Raw genomic sequence first — 21,391 nt, 5'->3', positions numbered from 1 at the left:
CAAAACTCACACCACCGTGCGGTGCCGCTCGATGCAGGTCCGCAGCACCTCGTCGATCGGCTTGCCCCACCAGTCGTCGGAAAAAATCTCGATTTCGGAATAACCGGCAAAACCCTGCGCCTCCACCGCTGCCCGCACCGAGCGAATATCGATCACGCCGTCGCCCATCATGCCGCGGTCGTTGAGAATGTCCTTCGTCGGCACCAGCCAGTCGCAGACGTGAAACGCCAGCAGGCGGTCCTTCCCGGCGCGCGCGATCTGCGGCATCAGCTCCGGATCCCACCAGATGTGATAGACGTCGAGCGCGACGCCGAGCATGCCGGACCGCGCCGGATCGAGCCGGTCGCAGATATCCAGCGCCTGTTTGGTCGTGTTGACGCAGGCGCGGTCGGCGGCGTAGGCCGGATGCAGCGGCTCGATCGCCAGCGGCAGGCCGGCCTGCCTTGCATAGTCCAGCATTCCGGCAATGGCGTCGTCTATTTGCGCCCGCGCCTGTGCGATGTCCTTTGAAGGCGCGCTGCCCGGCCGCGAATATTGCGGCAGGCCGCCGGCGACCAGCACGATGCACGGCGCGCCCAGCGCCTTGGCTTCATCGACCGCGCGGCGGTTGTCGTCAAGCGCGTCGCTGCGATGCGCGGCGTCGGAAACGAACATGCCGCCACGGCAATAGCCGGACAGTTCCAGCCCGGCATCGCGGATCGCGCGCCCCGCGCGATCGAGACCAATGGCCGCAACCTGATCGCGCCACGGATCGATGGCACGAATACCATGGCGCGCGCAGGCCTCGACGATCGCAGCGAGGTCGCCCTGCCTGCGCACCGTGGCGGTGTTCAACGACAGCCAGCGATGATCCTGGGAAAAATCCCGCATCAGGCCTCGATGCCCCGCGCCGCCAGCACCGTCCTGATCCGCCGCGTCGCGAGTTCGGGATTGGAAAGCAGTCCGGCCTGGTCCGCCAGCCGGAACAGTTCGGCCAGATGCAGCGTCGAGCGCGTGCTCTCCTGGCCGCCGACCATCGTAAAGTGAGCTTGATGGCCGTTGAGATACGCCATGAATACGATGCCGGTCTTGTAGAACCGGGTCGGCGCTTTGAAGATATGGCGCGACAGCGGCACCGTCGGCCCCAGTACATCGTGAAAGCCCTGCTCATCACCAGCCGTCAGCCGCGACAGCGCATAGGAAGCCGCCGGCGCGATGGCGTCGAAGATGCCGAGCAGCGCGTGGGAAAAGCCTTGTGCATCGCCGGCGATCAGTTCGGCGTAATTGAAATCGTCGCCGGTATACATCTTCACGTTTTTGTCGAGCCGCCGGCGCATGTCGATCTCGCGCTGCTTGTCGAGCAGCGAGACCTTGACGCCGTCGACCTTGGCGGCGTTGGCATTGATGATGCCGACCGCGATGTCCAATGCCTGGTCGAGGCTGGCGGTACCCCAGTAATTCGTCAGCGCCGGATCGAACATGTCGCCGAGCCAGTGGATGATCACCGGTTCGCGGACCCCACTCAGCACTCGGTTGTAGACCTTGGCATAATCGTCCGCGCGGCGGCCGATCCTTGCCAGCGCGCGCGACGCCATCAGAATGATCCGCCCGCCGGCCTTCTCGACCGCGGCAATCTGCTCCTCATAGGCGCGGATCACGTCGTCGATATTCCTTGCGTCTTCCGGCGCCAGATGGTCGGTGCCGGCGCCGGAGAACACCGGTGCGTTGCCGCGCGCCTTCGAAGCAGCCACCGAGCGCCGGATCAACTCCAGCGACGTCGGCCAGTCCAGTCCCATGCCGCGCTGCGCGGTGTCCATCGCCTCGGCGACGCCGAGGCCGAGGTCCCAGATGTGTTCACGGAACGCGATGGTGCTGTCCCAGTCGATCGCGGCAGTCAGCCAGGGGTCGACATCGGCCAGGGGATCGGACACCACATGCGCCGCCGAAAACGCCACCCGGTTCAGCGTGCCCTCGAGCTTCGAGGGAAACGTCCGTGACGCCGCGAGGCGATAGGTCTCGATCGATCGGTCCGCCTTCGGCAGCCTCACGGACAACGACGACATCGGCAAAACCGGCTTGTTCATGGTCCTGGTCCTCACACCTTGATGGGAGACACGTCGATCCAGCGGCGTTCTTTCCAGCTTTGCAGCGCGCATTCGGCAAGCTGCACGCCCTTGGCGCCTTCGAGCAGCGTGTATTTGTACGGCGCATCCTCGCAAACATGGCGGATGAACATTTCCCACTGCTCCTTGAAACCGTTGTCATAGGTTGCGTTCTCCGGAACCTTCTGCCAATCGGCATAAAAGTCGTGGGTGCGCTTCTCGTCCGGATTCCACACCGGCCGCGGCGTCGCCTGCCGCGCCTGGATCATGCACTCGGTCAGGCCCGCCACCGCCGAGCCATGGGTGCCGTCAACCTGGAAGCACACGAGGTCGTCGCGATAGACCCGCGTCGCCCAGGACATGTTGATGTGCGCGATCACGCCGCCCTTCAGCCTGAAGGTGGCATAGGCGGAATCGTCGGCGGTCGCCTGGTATTTCCTGTCCTTCTCGTCCCAGCGCTCGGGAATATCGGTTGTGCCGAGGCAGGAGATGCTCTCGACCTCGCCGAACAGATTGTCCAGCACGTAGCGCCAGTGACAGACCATGTCGAGGATGATGCCGCCGCCGTCCTCCTGGCGGTAATTCCACGACGGCCGCTGTGCCTGCTGCCAGTCGCCCTCGAACACCCAGTAGCCGAATTCGCCGCGTACCGAGAGCATGCGGCCGAAGAAGCCGGAATCGCGCAGGAACGCCAGCTTCTTCAGGCCCGGCAGGAACAGCTTGTCCTGTACGGTGCCATGCTTGACGCCTTTTTCCTTCGCCAGCTTCAGAACGTCGATCGCTTCCCGCAGGTTGGTCGCGATCGGTTTTTCGCAATAGACATGCTTGCCGGCATTGATCGCTTTTGTCAGCAGCGATGGACGCGCCTGAGTGGTAGCAGCGTCAAAGAAGATGGTATCCTCGGTGTCGCTCAGCGCCTCGTCGAGATCGATGGTCCAGCGCTGCACGTTGAACTGCTTTGCGAGCCGCTCGACCTTGTCGGCGTCGCGGCCGACCAGGACCGGATCGGGCATCATGCGGTCGCCGTTCGACAGCCGCACGCCGCCCTGGTCGCGGATCGCGATGATGGAGCGGATCAGGTGCTGGTTCAGCCCCATGCGGCCGGTGACGCCGTTCATGATCAGGCCGAGGCGCTGCGTCGTCATAGGGTTTGCTCCTGCAGGGTTTTTGTTGGGGCTTGAAGCGGCTTCAGCGCCGCCCAGTCCGGATGCACGCCGGAGGCAAAACCCGGCACTGTCAGCGATTCCGTCAGAAGATCGCCATCGTGGACCGACAGCCGGACGGTGTCGCCGTCGCGGACATAGAGATCGGGATGCGCCGACAGAAACGCCCGCGCCTCGTTTGCCGGCGTGTCCGCAAAACCGTCGACATAATGATGGCCGTTGCGCTCGGCGTGGGTGACGCCGATGCAGGCGCCAAGCGCAAGGTCCTGCTGCACCGCGAGCCCGGCCTGGCAGGTGAGATCCTCGCCGGTAATGAAGTATTTGTCGCCGCCGGCGCTCCATTTCTCGGCGCGCGCCGCGTTGACCATCGACTTGTAGATGCCCTTGCAGGATTTCGAGGAGATGCCGCGATAGCCCAGCGCCCTGGCGGCTGGAAACGCATCATAGGAATCGTCGGCTTCGTCGATGATGAAATCCCGCCGCGTCAGCGTCCCCAGCGGCGAATGCATTGTGATGTCGCGCGGCATCGGCTGCTCGATGTAGAGCAGTCTTGCTGCGATCGGCTTGAGCGCGCTGTCATGATCGAGGCTGCCGACCAGCGCGCCCAGCGCCGTGATGTCGGCATATTGCTCATTGGCATCCAGCGTCACCCTGTAGTCATAAGGCAACGTCTCGAGCGCCTTGCCGATGCGGATCAGGCGCGCGGCATCGGCCGGCGGATCGCCACCGAGCTTGAGTTTGAAATAGCGCGCCCCGGAATTGCCGGCGGGATCCGCGACGCCGCCCTTGCCGTCGATCCGGTCGTCCAGTCCGACGGTGTGCCGGACCGCGACGCGGTCCAGCCGGCGCCGAGCGGCCAGAAATTTCGTGATGTCGTCATTGTCCAGATCGGGCGTCAGGCTGGCGTCAATTCCGGCGACATTCGCCGCCGTGCCGTGAAAGAAATCCAGGCCAAGCGACCGCAGCAGCGCATCGAGAACCGCTTTGTCGATTTCGGCCGGGCCATATCCGGCCGCCAGCGGCGGGATATCCTCTTTCGCGCAAGCTGAAACCTGCGCTGCAATGCGCGTCGCGTGCAGGCCGAACGCGGTTTCCAAGCCGTTTCGCGCAAGATACAGATCGCGAGCGATCAGCAGCGAGCGACGCAGTTCGGCGGCGGTTTGTTCGGACGACAGATGCGCGCGCTTGTCGAACCATTTCGGCGCCAGCAATTCCGCGGCGGCACCGACCGATGTTCCCCTGCCTTCGACCTCGATTTCGACGCGCACGAAAATCTGCGTGGACGCGTTGACCGTCACCGCGCCGAACCGGAACGGCCGCACAAACGGTACCGGACGCTCAAAAAACGATACGTCGCGCAGGGCCAGTCGCAGTGCCATCGGCGGCCTCAATCCAGCGCGCTTTGGGCAAAGAAATGCTTGCGGATGCGCTGCACCAGTTCGGTGAAGACCGGGTCGGCCATTACATCCAGCGAGCGATTTTTTCCCAGCGGCACGTCGTAAATCGCGGCGATCGCACCGGGACGCTCAGTCATCACCAGCACGCGGTCGGCCAGAAACACCGCTTCGGGAATCGAATGGGTGATCAGCAGCACGGTCTTGCCGGTTTCGCGCTGGATGCGCTGCAATTCGACATTCATCCGCTCGCGGGTCATGGCGTCGAGCGCGCCAAACGGCTCATCCATCAGCATAATCTTCGGGTCATGCACCAGCGCGCGGCAGATCGAGGCGCGCTGCTGCATGCCGCCGGAGAGCTGCCACGGCAGTTTTTTCTCGAACCCGGCGAGGCCGACCATCTTCAGCAGCGCCATCGCCCGCGGCAGGTATTTTTCCCGCGGCAGTTTTTTCATGTCGATCGGCAGCATCACGTTGGCCAGAATGTTGCGCCATGGCAGCAGCAGCGAGTTCTGGAATACGATGCCGACATTGCCGTGCGGCCTGGTGACTTTTTCGCCTTCCACCAGGATTTCACCGGAGGAAGGCGCCAGCAATCCGGAGATCATTTTCAGCAGCGTGGACTTGCCGCAGCCGGAGGGGCCGACCACGACGAAGAACTCACCCTCGTTGATATGAAAATCCAGCGGACGCAGTGACGGCACGTCGCCGTCGCGCGCCCGATAGGTCTTGGACACCCCGGAGATCCGAATCCCCGACGCGTCGGCGGATGCGTCCGACACCACGCGCAGATGCGCGCTGGTTCGATGGGTGCCGGTGGCCGCCGTGCTCATTCCCTCAGGCCTATTTCGGCAGATAGTCGTTGGTATAGAACGCTTTCGGATTGTCCTTTGCCTTGGCCTCGAGGCCGCCATACTCGACCATCAGGTTGACGCTGTCGGTCATGTTGGCATCGGTGACCTGGAACGGCCGCTTGTCCTTGGTTTCCGGCGTCCGGTAAAGCGGGATCGTCAGCTCAAAGCCTTGTATCAGCGTATCGATCTTGCCGCCCTTCGGATTGGCGTCGAGGATCGACTGCGCCGCGCCCTTGGGGTCCTTCTCCGCGGCTTCGATCGCCTTGGTCGAGGCCGACATGAAGCGCTTGACGAGATCGGCGTTGGCCTTGACGTAGTCGGTGTTGGCGACCATGCCGGATGAAACCATGTTGATGCCGTAGTCGGCGAACTTGATCGGGTAGACGTCCTTACCGGTGGCGTCCTTGATCTTCATCGACTGGTCCATGACATAGCCGAGCAGCAGGTCGGCCTGTCCATTGATCACGGCATTGAGCTTGGTCTGGCCGTCGCCGGCCACGGTCTTGAAATCGGCTTCCTTCAGCCCGGTCTTCTTCAGGAACAATGGCCAGATCTGGGTCATGGAATCCGCGGGCGTGATCGCCACGGTCTTGCCCTTGATGTCGTCGGGCTTGCGGATGTTCTTCTCGACAAACCCCATCGCCGACATCGGACTGGTCTGCAGCAAGACGCCGGTTGCGACGACAGGCGCACCCTTGACGGCGGCGCGCATCATGGTGGGCACGTCGACGTAGCCGAAGTCGGCGGTCTTGGCGGCGACCGCCTGGGTGGTTGCCGCCGAGCCGCGGCCTTCCTGGATTTCGAGATCGATATTTTCGGCGGCGTAAATGCCCTTGGCCTTGCCGTAATAGAACGGCGCGTGTTCGCCATAGACGTACCAGTTCAGCATCAGCACGACCTTGTCCGCCGCCGACGCCGGGGCCGCGGCAAGCAACGCGCACGCCAGCAGCGCCGAAAGTCCCGTCATTAATCGCGTCATGTCCATCCTCCCGTTGGTGTCTGGGCGGCCCTTTGCGAGCCGCTTTTTTGCTTTCGCCTATGCGGCAAAAATGACGTCCTCGCGCTGGCTGACATGCCAGGGAATCACGAACCGCTCGATCCGGTCGACGATCCAGAACAGGATGACGCCGAGCAGGGCCAGGATGACCAGTGCGGCAAACATCGTCGGCAGGTCGAAGGTGCCGATCGAGCGCTGCAGCACGTAGCCGATGCCGGAATTGGAGCCGACGAATTCACCGACCACGGCGCCGACCACCGCCAACGTCACCGATACTTTCAGGCCGGAGAAAATCGCCGGCATCGCATGCGGCAGATTGACGGCGAGAAAGACCTTTGCGCGGCTGCCCTGCATCGCGCGGGCGAGATCGACCATATCGGGATCGACCGACTTGAAACCCTGCACCGCCGACACCACCACGGGAAAGAAGCCGAGCAGGAACGCCGAGATCACCTTCGGGATGATGCCAAAACCGAACCAGACCACGAACAGCGGCGCGATGGCGATCTTCGGCACCGACTGCGAGAACACCAGCAGCGGGTAGACGTAGCTTTCCACCGTCTTCGATCCGGCAATCAGCATCGCGACGGGGATGCCGAAAACAGCCGACAGCAGAAAGCCGCAGACGGTCGCGTAAGTGGTGGGCCAAGCCTGCGCCATCAGTTCCGGCCAGTCGTGCCATAGTACTGCCACGACATCGCCGGGCGCCGGGATTTGATAGGGCGGGATCCTGAACAGGCGGATCGCCAGATCCCACGCAACGACAATGAAAATCAGGAATAAAAATGGCCGAATCCACGCCGCATTCAGCGCTTTGGACACGCTTCCGGGGCCTTCGGGCTCGACCACGCTTCCCTCCCTGTTTTCCAGAACAATTAACCCGTTGGATAAATACTGTCCAGCCTTTTTGAGGCGTCAAATCGGCGTAGTCGGCATCAAGTTTTTCAGCGTCATACGCGGGCTTGACCCGCGTACCCATCCATCTTCGCAAGCGTGGTTTCGAAGGGGATGGATTGCCAGGTCAAGCCCGGCTGGATTCACACATCTCGTCATACGCGGGCTTGACCCTCGTATCCATCCATCTTCGCAAGAATCGTTTCGAAGGGGATGGATTGTCGGGTCAAGCCCGGCAATGACGGCCGAGATGTGTGCATACGCGATACGGCCCCGGCTCCGCAGCGCACCGTTCCGCGAAGGGCTACGCGCTGCGCTGCGTCCGGGGCACGGCGCATCGGGTGAACGCCGCCGCCGACTTTCCCGTCAATGCCGCCAGCACCAGTGCCACCATGTGCTCGAGCCGCTCGTCACGGGCCTCCTTCTTCAACAGATCGCGGCCGAAGATCACGCTCAGCGTTGCGCTGTTCGACAGATAGAAGAAGCATAGCGCCGCGATCGAAATATAGAGCTGGACCGGATCCATCGCGACCTGGAAGTCGCCGCGCTCGACGCCGCGCGTCACCACGGTGCGGATCATCTCGACAAACGGCGAATGCATCGATTTCACCTTGGTCGAGCGCTTGAGATGTTTTGCCCTGGCGAGGTTTTCGGTGTTCAGCAGCGCCAGAAATTCCGGATTGCGAAGAAAATAGTTCCAGGTGAAGCCGATCAGCGTTTCGATCGCCTGCGGCGGATCGAGATGTTCGAGATCGAGCCCGCGCTCCTCGACCCGGATCTTCTCGTAGGCGCCTTCCAGCACCGCAAGATACAGATCTTCCTTATTGCCGACGTGATAATACAGCATGCGCTTGTTGGCGCCCGCCTCGGCCGCAATGCGATCGACCCGCGCGCCGGCGAGGCCATGCGCGGCAAACTCCTGCTTGGCCGCCTCGAGAATGCGCAAGCGCATTCCCGCGGGATCGCGCTGCCATTTCAAGTTTGGTTTCGCTTTGGCCACGACGCGTGCTCGATGATGAAGAGGGTCGGATGTAGCATGCGAAAGACGACTTGAGTACGCTCTTGTAGGATGGGTCGAGCGGCTTGCGAAACCCATCACCTAACTCGACGCCGCGGGATCGGGATCGCTTCGCTCAACCCGTCCTACGGATCGCTTTCCATCCGTTCCACCAGCAATGTGGGAATGCCGCAGGTGCCGCTGCGCACGGTGAGCACGCGCGTGCCGGGCTTGCGGCCGCTGCGGACCTCGGACACGTCGATGCCGGCGGATAGCAGCCGGCTCCGCGTGGCGTCCGCATCGTCGACGCGCCAGCTCATGCCATAGAGTTCGTCCTGCGCGGGATCGGCCTGGGTACCCGGGCGATGAACGATCTCCACGATCAGATCGCCGCAACGGAAGAACATCAGCCGGCCCCAATCGGGATGCGAGCGATCGAGCGCCATGTCGAGCCCGAGCCGGGCGCCGTAGAGCGCCGCGGCGCGTTCGGGATCGCCGGTCGCGATGACAATATGGTCCATTGCGGTAATCGAGGCGTCCCCGATCGCGGCCGAGCGCGGGCGTTCAGTCTTCATGTCAAGAAAGAACAGCCGGACGCCTCGGGCGGATTCCGTCGACGCGCGGGTTCGCTTCCATGACAGCGTCGCGCCTGAGACCGCATCGCGGCTCTGGACATCGGCCACCGGCTCCGGATTCAGCATGAGCCGGTCGAGCCTGCGGTGCATTTTCGCGATGTCTTTGGTGCGAAAGCAGATGCTTGCCAACCCCTCGCCGTGCTCGGAGATGACAGCGCGGATGCGGTCTGCGGTTACGCCGCCGCCGCTCGGCGACATCAATTCGAGCGCCGTGTTGTCGAGCGTGAACAACGCGGTTTCCGCGCCATCGCCGGCGCTGCGCCAGGCCGGGCGCGGGCAAACAGCGTTTGATAGGCCGCTACACCCGCTTCGAGCGCCCGAACCAGAACCACGACGTGATCGAGTCCCGTAATCATGAAAGGTCCGTCACGGGAACAGCCCCCGCGTGGTCTTCGCCGCCCGCACCTTTTCCACGCCGATCGCCATCGCCGCGGTGCGGTGCGGGATTCCGTCGGTTTTGGAGCGCAGCACCATCGAATCGAACGCGCGATCCAGGATCTGGTATTCGCGGCGCATCACCTCTTCCTCTTCCCAGAACAATTGCTGCAGATCCTGCACCCATTCGAAATAGCTGACCACGACGCCGCCGGAGTTGCAGAGAATGTCCGGAATCAAAAACACTTCGTCCTGACGCTTTTCCAGCACGAGATCCGCATCAGGCGTGGTCGGTCCGTTGGCGCCTTCGGCCAGCACGCAGCATTTGAGATTGGCCGCAATGTCCGCGTCGATCACGCGTTCCATCGCCGCGGGCACCAGCACGTCGCAGGGCATGGTGAGAATGCCGGCGGGGTCGCACGCCAGCTGCGTGGAATATCCGGCCAGACTGCCGTGCCGGCCGGCGTGCTGCATCAAGCCTGGAATATCGAGGCCCGCCTTATCATGGAGCGCACCGGTATGATCGCTGACCGCGATGACTTTGAGGCCGAATCGCTGCAGGTCCAGCGCCGCATAGGAGCCGACATTGCCAAAACCCTGAATCACGGCGGTTGCATTGTTGAGATCGATCGAAAGTTCCTTCATCACCCGCTTGGCGAGATGCGCCACGCCGCGCCCGGTCGCCTCGCGCCGCCCCAGCGTTCCGCCGGAACTGACCGGTTTGCCGGTGACGATCTCGGTGACGGTACGGCCCTGATACATCGAATAGGTGTCCATGAACCACGCCATCGATCGATCCGTTGTCGCGATGGATCGGGCATGAAATGGTAATCGCGCGTTTCGGCAGCAGCAGCCGGTCGCGTTCGTCCATCGGGATCGAGAGATGGTTGGCGATGACGCCGAACTGATTGACCGCCATGTCGAATACCGGACCGGAATAGACCGTCATCGCTGCCTCCCCTGGTTTCATCGACCGGAAAATGCCGATGCGGCGGTTCCACGGCGGCCGGCCTTGGTCGTAATCCGGCGATAGGCCGATCTCAAGCGATACCGGTCTTGCAATGCAAATAATATTAGCGATTACCCGGCAGCAAGCAGTGCTAGTGTAATGACGCCAGCCGAGCCCTCTTAAGTCACGGATCGCCAATGCAGGCCCTCTTTATCGGACAGACCTATATCGACGTCACTTTCATCACCGACCATATGCCGAGTGGCGACGAAAAGCACGTCGCCTCGGCCTATGCGGTTTCATTCGGCGGCAATGCCGTCACCGCGGCGTTCTGCTGTGCCAAGCTCGGGATCGTGCCGGACCTGATCGCCACCGTGGCCAACGACTGGCTCGGCCGCATGTTTCAGGACATGAGCGCGAAATATGGAATCTCGATCCACCCGCGCAAGGTCAATGCCTCGTCGCTGTCGTTCATCATGCCGAAGGACGGCAAACGCGCCATCGTACGCTGCCGCGACGACGAGCATATCCACCCTTTCCCGCTGCTCAATCTCAAGGGCTGTCGCGCATTGCATGTCGATGGGCACCAGCCGGACGCGGCTATTTACTATGCAAGACTATGCCGCGAGGCCGGCATCCTGACCTCGCTCGACGGCGGCGGCTTGAGGACCAATACCCACGAGCTCCTGAAATTCATCGACGTTGCCATCGTCGCCGAGCGGCTGTGCGAGCAGATGGATAAAACGCCCGAGACCATGCTGGACTATCTCAAAAGCCGCGGCTGCCGCATCGGGGGCGTCACGATGGGCGAGCGCGGCCTGCTCTGGTATGACGAAACCGGCGTGGCGCGCGCGCTTCCCTCGCTGACCATCGCGCGCGACCGCGTGCTCGATACCAATGGCGCCGGCGACGTGTTTCATGGCGCCTATGTCTATTCCTATCTCAGCAATCCTGAAAAAAGCTGGCAGGATCATTTTGTTTTCGCGCGCGCGGCATCGACCTACAAGATTCAACACCTTGGCAACGAGGCCGGGCTGCCCACGCTTGCCGATATCGAAAAGGTCCGGCGGGAGTTTGAGGTCACGGCCTGACTGTTGCGCCATCCACGGTTTTGGAGTCCGAACAGACAGGGACATACGACATGGGGCACGTATTCGTCGCCGGAAGCATCAACATGGATGTGGTGGCGACGGCCGACCGCCACCCGCAAATCGGCGAAACCGTCGTCGGGCGCGAAATGTTGTATTCTCCCGGCGGCAAAGGTGCCAACCAGGCGGTTGCGGCGGCAAAGCTCGGCGCTGCAACTACATTGATTGCATGTCTCGGCGACGACGCGTTCGGCCGCGACCTGCGGGCGTTTCTGTCGGCGCAGGGCGTCGACCTGACATTCGTAAAGACCGCGGCCGGAGCGCAAACCGGCACGGCCGTCATCACGGTCGCGCATGCCGACAATACCATCGTCGTCATTCCCGGTGCGAATGCGCTGGTCAGCGCGGCCGACATCGGCACGGCTAATCTTGCAAAAGGCGACGCAGCCGTCAGCCAGTTCGAGATTGCGCCGGCGGCGATCCACGCTTTCTTCCTGCGGGCAAGAGCCGCCGGCGCGACGACCATTCTCAATCCGGCGCCCGCCATCGCATTCGATCGCGGTCTGCTCGAACTTGCCGATATTCTCATCCTCAACGAAACCGAACTCGGCTTCCTCACACGAAGCGAACTTCGCGGCGCCGACGATCCTGCGCGTTTCGTCGAGGCGGCGCGATCGTTGCAGGACGGCGGGAATGGCAGGGATAGAATCACCTGCGTGACGCTGGGCAGGCGCGGTGCGATCGCGCTGGCGGGCGGCGAATCTCTGGTCATTCCGGGCCGGGTCGTCGAAGCGGTCGATACCACGGGGGCCGGCGATTGTTTTATCGGAGCCGTCGCCGCGCAACTTGCAGACGGCAAGCCAATTCGCGATGCGTTGAACTATGCCAACATCGCCGCGTCGATCTGCGTGCAACGGATGGGCGCGGCGACGTCGATGCCGACGACAGCGGAGATGAATGCCGCTACCTCCGCGGCTACGCGCATCCCCCATCGCACCGGGGAGACGGCGGTAGGCTCGCCGACATGACGGCGGATGCCAGCGGCTGCACGGCGCCTAAAGCGGCGACGCGAAGCGGTAAGGTGTCGATCCCGCGCAGGGTGTTGTTGAGCCGGCGCGTCGGTTCGGCGGTCATCTCGACGACCGCGCAGCGCTTGACGAGCGCGCCCAGGACGGCCTCGGTTTCCAGCCGCGCCAATGCCTGGCCGACGCATCCGTGGATGCCGGTGCCGAAGGTCATATGGCCCGTGGCCCGGCGCCTGACGTCGAAGCTATCGGGCTTGTCCCAGCGTCGCGGATCGCGGTTGGCGGCCGCGAACAACCGCAGCACTTTCTCGCCGTCGCCGAGCCGGACACCGGAAGCCTCGACTGCTTTGGTCGTGGTGCGGAAAACGACTGCACCGATGCCTCGAAGCGCAGCACCTCCTCGAACGCGCCGCGGATCAACGCCGGATTGCCGCGAAGGGCGGCGTATTGCTCGGGGTATCGCGCCAGGCAATAGAGCGCGTAACCGAGCCCGTAGACCGTCGTGTCGACGCCTGCGGACAGGAATGAGCGCACCAACATCCCGGCCTCGTCCTCGGTCAACTCACCGCAATTGCACGACCGGTTCAGGGATTGTCACCCTTTTCCCTTTGCTATTTAAATACGCGAGGAGCTGCCATAAGGGACCTTCGCCATGCCCACGCCGGATTCCGCGACATCTGGGACCGCCGACGACTCCGCGCTGCTGAGCATCGAAGGCGCAATCGCGACCCTCACGCTCAATCGTCCCGGCGCGTTCAACTCGATCAATCTTGCAATCGCTAAAAAGCTGGAACAACTCGGCGCCGAGGTGGAGGCCAACAACGAACTCCGCGTGCTGGTCATCGAAGGCGCAGGCCGGGCATTCAGCGCCGGCGGCGACCTGCAGACCATCGGCGCTGCGGCTGCCGCCGACACCATCGCGCCTGTGGTCGGCGAATTGCTGAAGCACTATCACGTGTTCATCGAGACCCTGCGGCGCATGCCCAAGATCGTGCTGTCGAGCGTTCATGGCTCCGCGGCCGGTGCTGGAATGGGACTGGCCTTCGTCGCCGACCTCTGCATTGCCGCCGACGACGCCCGTTTTACGCCCGCCTATGCCAAGATCGGTGTGTCGCCGGATGGCGGCAGCACCGTCGGCATGGTCGGCACCGTGGGTATTCGCCGCGCGCTGCAGATATTCCTTGCGGAAGACAGTTTCTCCGCCCGGCAGGCGCTAGAGTGGGGTCTGGTCGCCAAAATTGTTCCGGCCGCAGAACTGAAGGTGGCGACGCAACAATTCGCCCGACGGCTGGCGCAGAATCCGCTGGCGGCGATCGGCGGTACCAAGTCGCTGATCTACCAGGCCGCCGTCACCGCGACGCGGCAGCAACTCGATGCCGAAGAGGAGAAGATCATCGGCTGCATGCAGACCGACGAGTTTCGGGCCGCGGTACTGAAGTTCACGAGCAAGGGCAAGTAGCATCTCCACGAGTCGTCCCCGCGAAGGCGGGGACCCATACGCCGTGTGCTCTCGTTTCGGCCCCAGGGAAGAGGCCTTAACAATCGGCGCCAAGGGGTATGGCTCCCCGCCTTCGCGGGGACGACTTTGATTGTGAAGCGAACGCTCATTAATTCGGACAGATATATCCCGTCCCCGCCGGAGACCTGAAGCATCCCACCGATTCCGGGATCACCTGCTTCGGCAGCCACAGCACGACCTTCGGGAAGTAGATCGTGAAGGTGATCGTCACCAGGAAAACCACGTAGATCGGCAACGCCGCGCGCAACGCTTTTGCGAAACTGACGCCGACGAATTTCGAGGCCATCAGCAGCACGAGGCCATAGGGCGGCGTGATCAGCCCGAACGCCAGTGTGGCGATCAGCACCACACCCATATGCACGCCGTTGATGTCGCCGGCCTGCGTCAGCGCGTTCACCAGCGGCATGAAGATGATGATGGTCGGCACCGGCTCGATGAAGTCGCCGACCACGGTAAACAGCAGCACCAGGAGCAGCATCATCAGATGCGGGTCGTTGCCGGCAATGGAAATGATCCAGTCGGAAATGACGATCGCTCCACGCAGATAGGCCAGCATCCAGCCAAACGCGTTGGCGGCGCCGATGGTGATCAGCGGCAATGAAAAAATCAGCCCGGCGAGGCAGAAATCGTATGGAATTTTCCGGATGTGCCCGCGGTTGAGCGTGGGGATCACCACCGCGATGATCCAGATCACCGCGACGACGCCGGCTTCGGTCGGAGTGAACCAGCCGGAAAGGATGCCGCCCAGCAGGATCACCGGGATCATCAGCGGCAGCGCCGCGTCGCCGGCTGCGAAGATGACCTGACGAAGCGGCGCGCGCGGCTTGCGCATCCCCACCGGTCCGAAGAAATAGCAGTAGATCATCAGGCCGAAGCCGATCATCAATCCCGGCACCACGCCGGCCATGAACAATCCGGCGATCGAGACGTTGCCGACCGCGCCATAGACCACCGCGGTGATGCTCGGCGGCACCAGGGCGGCGATGGTGGATGCGGATGCAATGATCGCCGCGACGAAGGCGGGGCTGTAGCCCTCGCGCTTCATCGGGCCGCCCAACGCCCGGCTCATCACCGCGACGTCGGCGGTGGTCGATCCGGACATCTCCGAGAAGAACATGCTGAAGACGACGACGACCTGGGACAACCCTCCCCTGATGTGCCCTACCAGCGACAACGACAGGTTGGCGATCCGCACCACGACGTTGGCCGAACTCATCAACTCACCGACCAGCAGGAAGAACGGGATCGCAAGCAGCGCCTCGGAATCGACGCCGTCGAAAACCTTTTGAATGATCGCCGCCAGTGAGACGTCCGTGAGCAGCGCGCCGATGAAAACGCCGGCCAGCAGCGAAAACGGCACGGGCACGCCGAGATAGCCGAAGAACAGAAAGCAGAACGTCATCAGTGCGAGAACGACGGGCGCGCTCACAGGCCCGGCCTTGTCGGAATGCCGGAATTGATCACCGGGATGTTGAGGTCCTCCTCGATCGGTTCGGGATGGTCGAATCCGTTGCGGATGCCGTTGACCAGTTGTTCGACCGTGAACAGCGCGATCAGCACGCCGGACAGCGGAATCGCGGCATAAAGCGATGCGATCGGCGTACCCGATGGAAGCCGGAAGCTGCCGAAGCCTCTGAGATAGTTGATATAGCCGAAATAAATCAGGCAAAACGCGACGCCGAGAACGGCGAGGCGGATGATGATCTCGACGATCAGCCGCGGCACGCCGTGCAACGCCTCGGAAATCGCCGTCAGATAAAGATGATCATTGCGGCGCGTCGCCGTGGCCGCGCCGATGAAAATTGCATAGATGAACAGCGTTGACGTCACTTCCTGCAGCCACAGCCAGGGACGGCCGATGGTCCGGGTGACAATGTCGGCCGTCACCGACAGCGAGAACCCGAAGCACAGCACGCCGCAAAGCAGCATTAGGACCAGTTCGAGCCGGTCGAGCGCAGGCCATTTCAGGTGATGCTGCCGCTGCAAAACCAACTTGTCGGCGATGGTCATATTCTACCCTGAAGCAATGGTATTTCCCCTCGTCATGGCCGGCTTGTCCCGGTCAACCATGTTTCGTCCTGTGGCGCTGGAACGGCGTGGATGCCCGGGACAAGCCCTACGGGATTCACACATCTCGTCATACGCAGGCATGACCCGCGTATCCATCCATCTTCGGAAGAGTCGTTTCGAAGGGGATGAATTGCCGGGTCAAGCCCGGCAATGAGGGCCGAGATGTGTGCATATGGTAGGGACAAGCCCGGGCATGACGGTTGATCATGATGGTCTCACATCAGTTGATCGCCCTGATCAGGGTCTTGATCTTGTCGGCGTGCGGGCCGAGCTCCTTGGCGAGCTTGTCGAGATAGGGGTCGGCAATCCTGGTAAAGCCGCTCTTGTCGACGTTTGTGACGATCTTGACGCCCATCGTCTTCAGTTTGGCCGCTGCGGCTCGCTCCAGTTCGAAGGCCTTGGCCGGTTCATTGGCGCTGACCTCGCCCGCTGCCGTCGTCACCCACCGCTTCTGGTCGGCGGAAAGGCTCTGCCACAGCCTGTCGCTGATAAAGAGCAGCGCGTTGTTGGCTTCGTGCTCGGTGATCGAGAGCGTCGGCGCCACCTCGTAGTGCCGGTTGATCAGATAGACGTTGATGCTGTTTTCTGCGGCCTCGACGACGCCGGTCTGCAGCGAAGTGTAGACGCTGCCGAACGGCATGTGCACGGTCTGCGCGCCGTAGGCCGGGAACATGGTGTCTTCGGTTGCGGTCGCCTGAACGCGGATCTTCATTCCCTTGACGTCGTCGATTTTGCCGACTTCCTTCTTGCTGTAGATGTTCCGCACCCCCTGCGAGCCGGTGGCGATGACGTGCAGGCCTTGCGTCGTGTCGTCGATCATCGCCTTGATCGCATCGATGACCTGCTGGTCGGCCAGCGCCTTGATCACATGGCCTTCATTGCGGAACAGGAAGTGCAGCGACATCACGCCGGCCTGCGGAGATATCGTCGAAGTATTGGCCGACGACACGATCGCAAAATCGAGATCTCCGGACTTGACCAGTTGCAACAGTTGCGGTTCCTGGCCGAGCTGAGCGCCGGGATACTGGTCGACCAGCATGGTGCCCTTGCTCAGTTCCTTGAGCTTTCCGGAGAAGATGTCGTAGGCGACGCTGTAACCGGAGTTGAGCTGCTGATCGTGGGCAAAGCGATAATGCCTGGTTTCCTGGGCGTCCGCGCCGGCGGCAGACAGCATCGCTAGTGCAGCGAGCAATACACACTTCATGGAGCTTGGAAGTTTCACCGTTTCCCCCTGTTTTGATTTTCTCAATCATTCCATCGGGGTTGCGGCATTGTCAATGAAGCATCGCAAGCTGCTGCTTGGAGCCTTCACGGCGTGACGTGCCGCAGAGCCGGGCCTTTCACAAACGTCGGCGTCCGGTATGGTCCGGCTCTGCGGAGCGGCATGAAGAATGCCGCACCGCGTCCGAGACACGAAACTACTTGCCGGCCGCTCGCATAAAATCGAAATCGCAGCCCTCGTCGGCCTGCAAAATCGTCTCGTTGAACAGATGCGCATATCCGCGCCGCGCCCATTCCGGCGCGATCGCCGGCGGAAGCGCGGCGCGGCGCTTTTCCAGCTCGGCGGCGTCGACCAACAGATCGATGCTGCGCCCGGCGACGTCGAGCCGGATCATGTCGCCATTCCGCACCAGCGCCAGCGGCCCGCCGGCCGCGGATTCCGGCGTGATGTGCAGCACGATGGTGCCGAACGCCGTGCCGCTCATCCGCGCGTCCGATATCCGCACCATGTCCTTGACGCCCGCGCGCCCGAGCTTCATGGGGATCGGCAGGTAGCCGGCCTCCGGCATGCCCGGCGCACCCCTGGGACCCGCATTCCGCAATACCAGGACATCTTCGGCGGTAACGTCGAGCGCGGGATCGTCGACCCGCAATGTCATGTCCTCAACCGAGTCGAACACCACGGCGCGGCCGGTGTGCTGCAGCAGTTTCGGACTCGCCGCCGAATGCTTGATCACGGCGCCGCGCGGCGCGAGATTGCCGTGCAGCACCGCCATCGCACCCTCCGGCCTGATCGGATGGCTGCGCGGGCGGATCACATCCTGCCCCGGCACCTCCTCGGCAGCGGCGACGGCATCGCGCAACGTGCCGGCAACGGTTTTCGCATCGAGATCGATGAGATCGCCGAGCTGCTTCATCAGCTTGGGCAGGCCGCCGGCGTGATGGAAATGCTCCATGTAATGCGCGCCCGACGGCTTCAAGTCGATCAGCACGGGAACCTCGCGGCCGAGCCTGTCGAAAGCTTCGAGATCGATGCGGTGCTCGGTGCGGTTGGCGATCGCGGTGAGATGGATGAGGCCGTTGGTCGATCCGCCGATCGCCTGCAATACCACCTGCGCATTCCTGAACGACGCCGCCGTAAGCAACTCACTGGGGCGAGGTCCCTTTGCCTTCGCCATTTCGGCTGCAACCCCGCCGCTGGCTTCCGCGGAGCGAAAGCGCTCGGCATGCGGTGCTGGAATGGCCGCGCTCATCGGCAGCGACAATCCCAGCGCCTCGGTGACGCAGGCCATGGTGGAGGCGGTGCCCATCACCATGCAGGTGCCGACCGACGGGGCGAGGCGGCCGTTGACGGCCTCGATTTCGGTTTCGTCGATTTCACCGGCGCGGAACTTGGCCCACAGCCGCCGGCAATCGGTGCAGGCGCCGAGCACCTCGCCCTTGTGATGACCGACCACCATCGGCCCCACCGGAATCACCACCGTCGGCAGATCGGCGCTGACCGCGGCCATGATCTGCGCCGGCAGCGTCTTGTCGCAGCCGCCGATCACCACCACCGCGTCCATCGGCTGGGCGCGGATCATCTCCTCGGTGTCCATCGCCATCAGATTGCGCAGATACATCGAGGTCGGAAACGCGAAACTCTCGGCAATCGAGATGGTGGGAAACACCATCGGCATCGCGCCGGCCAGCATCACGCCACGCTTCACCGCTTCGATGATCTGCGGCACGTTGCCGTGGCAGGGATTGTAGTCGCTGTGGGTGTTGGTGATGCCGACGATCGGCCTGTTCAGCGCGTCATCCGAATAACCCATCGCCTTGATGAAGGCTTTGCGCAGGAACAGCGAAAACCCGGCGTCGCCGTAACTCGTCAGTCCTTTGCGCAGTCCGTCGGCCATTGTTGTTTCTTTCCGTTGTTGGCATATTCCGTAATCTATCCACCGTCATTCCGGGATGCGCCTCTTGGCGCAGGCCCGGAATCCATAACCCCCAATCGCGGTTATGGATTCCGGGCTCGCGCGCGAAGCGGCGCGCGCCCCGGAATGATGGCGGCAACTATTTCCACTTCACGATCCGGCTCATGTCGCCTGAAAACTCCAGGCTGCAGAACGCGCCGCCCTGGTAGAATTGCCGGACCGGATCCGACTTCAGCTTGGCCTGCCCGGCGAATGCCTGATCGCGAAAATCCTCGGCGCGGCCGGTCGGCCGATAGCCGAGATCGTAGGCGCGGTGATTGTCCCACCACGCCCGCTCGTTATAGGACGCCCCGTACAGGATTTCGAAATGAATATCGGGATGGTCGAGCCCGATCCGGCAGAGCTGCACCAGATCTTCCGGCTTGAGCCAAATCGAGAGCCGGCGATGGTCGAGCGGCTTGTCGCCGAAATTGCCGATCCGAAGACAGGTCACACCGATCCCGTGCTTGTCGGCATACAGCGATCCGATTGCCTCGCCGAACGCCTTGCTGACGCCGTAACGGCTGTCGGGCCGCACCGTGACGTCGGCGCCGATGCGGTGATGTCGTGGATAGAACCCGACCGCGTGGTTCGACGACGCGAATACCACGCGTTGGACGCCTTTTCTTCGCGCCGCCTCGAACAGATTGTAGCAGCCGATGATGTTGGACTGCAGGATGGTGTCCCACGGGCCTTCGATCGAGAATCCGCCGAAATGCAGAATGCCGTCGATGCCCTCGCAGATCGATTCGACCTGGGCGAGGTCGGCAAGGTCCGCGGGCTTGAATGTTTCGGATGCATCGAGATCGGCCGGCGTTTTCACATCGCTGAGCACCAGATCCGGATAGATCGGCGGCAATAGCTGGCGTAAGCGCGTGCCGATTTCGCCGGACGCGCCGGTCATCAATATGCGTGGCATTTCATCCCTCGTTCTTGCGGCCGGTTTGCGGCCGTCGAGCGGGAGTGATAGCAAACCAAAATCAGAGGAAACGCAACAACGAGAAACGTCATGCCAGACTCCACCGATCGCGCCGGCTGGCAGCCGGCGACGTATTATCCCGATCCCGCCATTCACGCCCTCGATCCGCGCTTCGAGAAATACTGGCTGAAACTGTCGGCGGTCGAGCGGCTCGCCTGCGGCCTGCGCTGGGGCGAAGGCCCGGTGTGGTTCGGCGACGGCCGTTATCTGTTGTGCAGCGACATCCCCAACAACCGCATCCTCAAATGGGAGGAAGAAACCGGCGCGGTCAGCATCTACCGCAAACCATCCAACTTCGCCAACGGCCACACCCGCGACCGTCAGGGCCGTCTCATCACCTGCGAGCATGGCGGCCGTCGCGTCACCCGCACCGAATACGATGGCTCGATGACGGTGCTGATGGATTCCTTCCAAGGCAGGCGGTTGAATTCACCGAACGACGTGGTGGTCAAATCCGACGGATCGATCTGGTTCACCGATCCGACATTCGGCCTGCTCGGCAACTACGAAGGCTACAAGGCCGAATCCGAGATCAATGCCAATGTCTACCGCATCGACGGCGCCACCGGCGCCGCCACCATCGTTGCCGACGACGTGCTCGGCCCCAACGGGCTTTGCTTTTCCCCGGACGAGAAAATTCTCTATGTCGTCGAATCGCGCGGCGTGCCGAACCGGAAGATACTGGCCTACGACATGAGTGCCGACGGCAAAACGCTTTCCAACAAGCGCATCCATATCGACGCCGGGCCCGGCACACCGGACGGCATGCGCTGCGACATCGACGGCAATCTGTGGTGCGGCTGGGGCATGGGCGATCCGGAACTGGACGGCGTATTCGTGTTCGCGCCGGACGGCGCGCAGATCGGCCGCATCGCGCTGCCCGAGCGCTGCGCCAACCTGTGCTTCGGCGGATTGAAGCGCAACCGGCTGTTCATGGCCGCAAGTCAGTCGATCTACGCGCTGTATGTGAACACACAGGGCGCGCTCGGGGGATGATCGTGCCCCGGACGCAGCGCAGCGCGTAGCTCTTCGCGAAGCGGTGCGCTGCAGAGCCGGGGCCCCGGTTGCTTTCGGCTCTAGAAGGAAGAAACCGGGATCCCGGTTCTGCGCTGCGGCATTTTCGCGATGCTCCGCCTGGCGGAAATGCCGCCGCGCGCCCCGGGCACGCCACGCGTAAGCCCCGGTGAAGGCCCCG

At 62.8% G+C, this 21,391-nt stretch carries 17 protein-coding genes and 3 pseudogenes; 4 read left to right on the top strand and 16 right to left on the bottom strand.

Annotated elements, in window-relative coordinates; genetic code table 11:
* Positions 1–6 precede the first annotated feature (6 nt).
* The 10 genes and pseudogenes from ACFE72_RS05025 to ACFE72_RS04980 form a co-directional block, all read right to left on the bottom strand.
* Positions 7–870 carry a sugar phosphate isomerase/epimerase family protein gene (locus tag ACFE72_RS05025; protein WP_375411959.1) on the bottom strand — a complete coding sequence of 288 codons (864 nt, stop codon included), beginning with the start codon at positions 868–870 and terminating at the stop codon, positions 7–9.
* Positions 870–2,063, bottom strand: coding sequence for a dihydrodipicolinate synthase family protein (locus tag ACFE72_RS05020; protein WP_375411958.1), 1,194 nt, complete (start codon positions 2,061–2,063; stop codon positions 870–872). Before ACFE72_RS05020 ends, ACFE72_RS05025 begins: the two co-directional genes overlap by 1 nt.
* 11 nt (positions 2,064–2,074) lie before the next feature.
* Complete coding sequence (locus tag ACFE72_RS05015) at positions 2,075–3,226, bottom strand: Gfo/Idh/MocA family protein (protein WP_375411957.1); 1,152 nt, start codon at positions 3,224–3,226, stop codon at positions 2,075–2,077.
* Positions 3,223–4,623 carry a hypothetical protein gene (locus tag ACFE72_RS05010; protein WP_375411956.1) on the bottom strand — a complete coding sequence of 467 codons (1,401 nt, stop codon included), beginning with the start codon at positions 4,621–4,623 and terminating at the stop codon, positions 3,223–3,225. The genes ACFE72_RS05015 and ACFE72_RS05010 overlap by 4 nt, the downstream gene beginning before the upstream one ends.
* An 8-nt stretch (positions 4,624–4,631) precedes the next feature.
* Positions 4,632–5,471, bottom strand: a complete 840-nt coding sequence (locus ACFE72_RS05005; protein ID WP_375411955.1) for an ABC transporter ATP-binding protein — start codon at positions 5,469–5,471, stop codon at positions 4,632–4,634.
* A gap of 10 nt (positions 5,472–5,481) precedes the next feature.
* Positions 5,482–6,471, bottom strand: coding sequence for an ABC transporter substrate-binding protein (locus tag ACFE72_RS05000; RefSeq protein ID WP_375411954.1), 990 nt, complete (start codon positions 6,469–6,471; stop codon positions 5,482–5,484).
* Between the two features lie 57 nt (positions 6,472–6,528).
* A complete protein-coding gene (locus tag ACFE72_RS04995; protein WP_375411953.1) occupies positions 6,529–7,338 on the bottom strand; it encodes an ABC transporter permease in 810 nt (269 codons plus the stop codon).
* A gap of 349 nt (positions 7,339–7,687) precedes the next feature.
* Entirely contained in the window at positions 7,688–8,383 is a 696-nt protein-coding gene (locus ACFE72_RS04990; RefSeq protein ID WP_375411952.1) for a TetR family transcriptional regulator, read from the bottom strand.
* A gap of 143 nt (positions 8,384–8,526) precedes the next feature.
* A pseudogene (locus tag ACFE72_RS04985) lies at positions 8,527–9,371 on the bottom strand (VOC family protein).
* 10 nt (positions 9,372–9,381) lie between these two features.
* Positions 9,382–10,339, bottom strand: a pseudogene (locus ACFE72_RS04980) (Glu/Leu/Phe/Val dehydrogenase).
* 197 nt (positions 10,340–10,536) lie between these two features.
* On the opposite strand from ACFE72_RS04980, the gene ACFE72_RS04975 reads away from it, so the two are divergent.
* Together ACFE72_RS04975 and ACFE72_RS04970 are read left to right on the top strand one after the other, a co-directional pair.
* Positions 10,537–11,430, top strand: a complete 894-nt coding sequence (locus ACFE72_RS04975; protein ID WP_375411951.1) for a sugar kinase — start codon at positions 10,537–10,539, stop codon at positions 11,428–11,430.
* 50 nt (positions 11,431–11,480) lie between these two features.
* The gene (locus ACFE72_RS04970) at positions 11,481–12,455 is read left to right on the top strand and encodes a ribokinase (protein WP_375411950.1); all 975 of its coding nucleotides are present in this window, start codon (positions 11,481–11,483) and stop codon (positions 12,453–12,455) included.
* A 37-nt stretch (positions 12,456–12,492) separates the two neighbouring features.
* Here ACFE72_RS04970 and ACFE72_RS04965 read toward each other — a convergent pair.
* Positions 12,493–13,019 (bottom strand): annotated as a pseudogene (locus ACFE72_RS04965) (cytochrome P450); the annotation flags it as partial.
* Positions 13,020–13,104: 85 nt separating this feature from the next.
* Here ACFE72_RS04965 and ACFE72_RS04960 point away from each other — a divergent pair.
* Positions 13,105–13,911 (top strand): enoyl-CoA hydratase/isomerase family protein, encoded by an 807-nt coding sequence (locus tag ACFE72_RS04960; protein ID WP_375411949.1) that lies wholly within the window; start codon positions 13,105–13,107, stop codon positions 13,909–13,911.
* Positions 13,912–14,059: 148 nt separating this feature from the next.
* On the opposite strand, the gene ACFE72_RS04955 is transcribed toward ACFE72_RS04960, so the two are convergent.
* The 5 genes from ACFE72_RS04955 to ACFE72_RS04935 form a co-directional block, all read right to left on the bottom strand.
* Complete coding sequence (locus ACFE72_RS04955; RefSeq protein WP_375411948.1) at positions 14,060–15,400, bottom strand: TRAP transporter large permease; 1,341 nt, start codon at positions 15,398–15,400, stop codon at positions 14,060–14,062.
* Complete coding sequence (locus tag ACFE72_RS04950) at positions 15,397–15,981, bottom strand: TRAP transporter small permease (RefSeq protein ID WP_375411947.1); 585 nt, start codon at positions 15,979–15,981, stop codon at positions 15,397–15,399. Before ACFE72_RS04950 ends, ACFE72_RS04955 begins: the two co-directional genes overlap by 4 nt.
* 280 nt (positions 15,982–16,261) lie before the next feature.
* Positions 16,262–17,245 (bottom strand): TRAP transporter substrate-binding protein, encoded by a 984-nt coding sequence (locus ACFE72_RS04945; RefSeq protein ID WP_375412046.1) that lies wholly within the window; start codon positions 17,243–17,245, stop codon positions 16,262–16,264.
* Between the two features lie 214 nt (positions 17,246–17,459).
* Complete coding sequence (locus ACFE72_RS04940; protein WP_375411946.1) at positions 17,460–19,160, bottom strand: IlvD/Edd family dehydratase; 1,701 nt, start codon at positions 19,158–19,160, stop codon at positions 17,460–17,462.
* 157 nt (positions 19,161–19,317) lie between these two features.
* Entirely contained in the window at positions 19,318–20,136 is an 819-nt protein-coding gene (locus ACFE72_RS04935) for an NAD-dependent epimerase/dehydratase family protein (protein ID WP_375411945.1), read from the bottom strand.
* A 90-nt stretch (positions 20,137–20,226) separates the two neighbouring features.
* Here ACFE72_RS04935 and ACFE72_RS04930 point away from each other — a divergent pair, with 90 nt between their 5' ends.
* Entirely contained in the window at positions 20,227–21,192 is a 966-nt protein-coding gene (locus ACFE72_RS04930) for an SMP-30/gluconolactonase/LRE family protein (RefSeq protein ID WP_375411944.1), read from the top strand.
* The last annotated feature ends 199 nt before the right edge of the window (positions 21,193–21,391 follow it).

The sequence above is a fragment of the uncultured Bradyrhizobium sp. genome (assembly GCF_964252615.1).
Taxonomy (GTDB): Bacteria; Pseudomonadota; Alphaproteobacteria; order Rhizobiales; family Xanthobacteraceae; genus Bradyrhizobium.
This window is presented reverse-complemented; position numbering and strand designations above follow the sequence as displayed.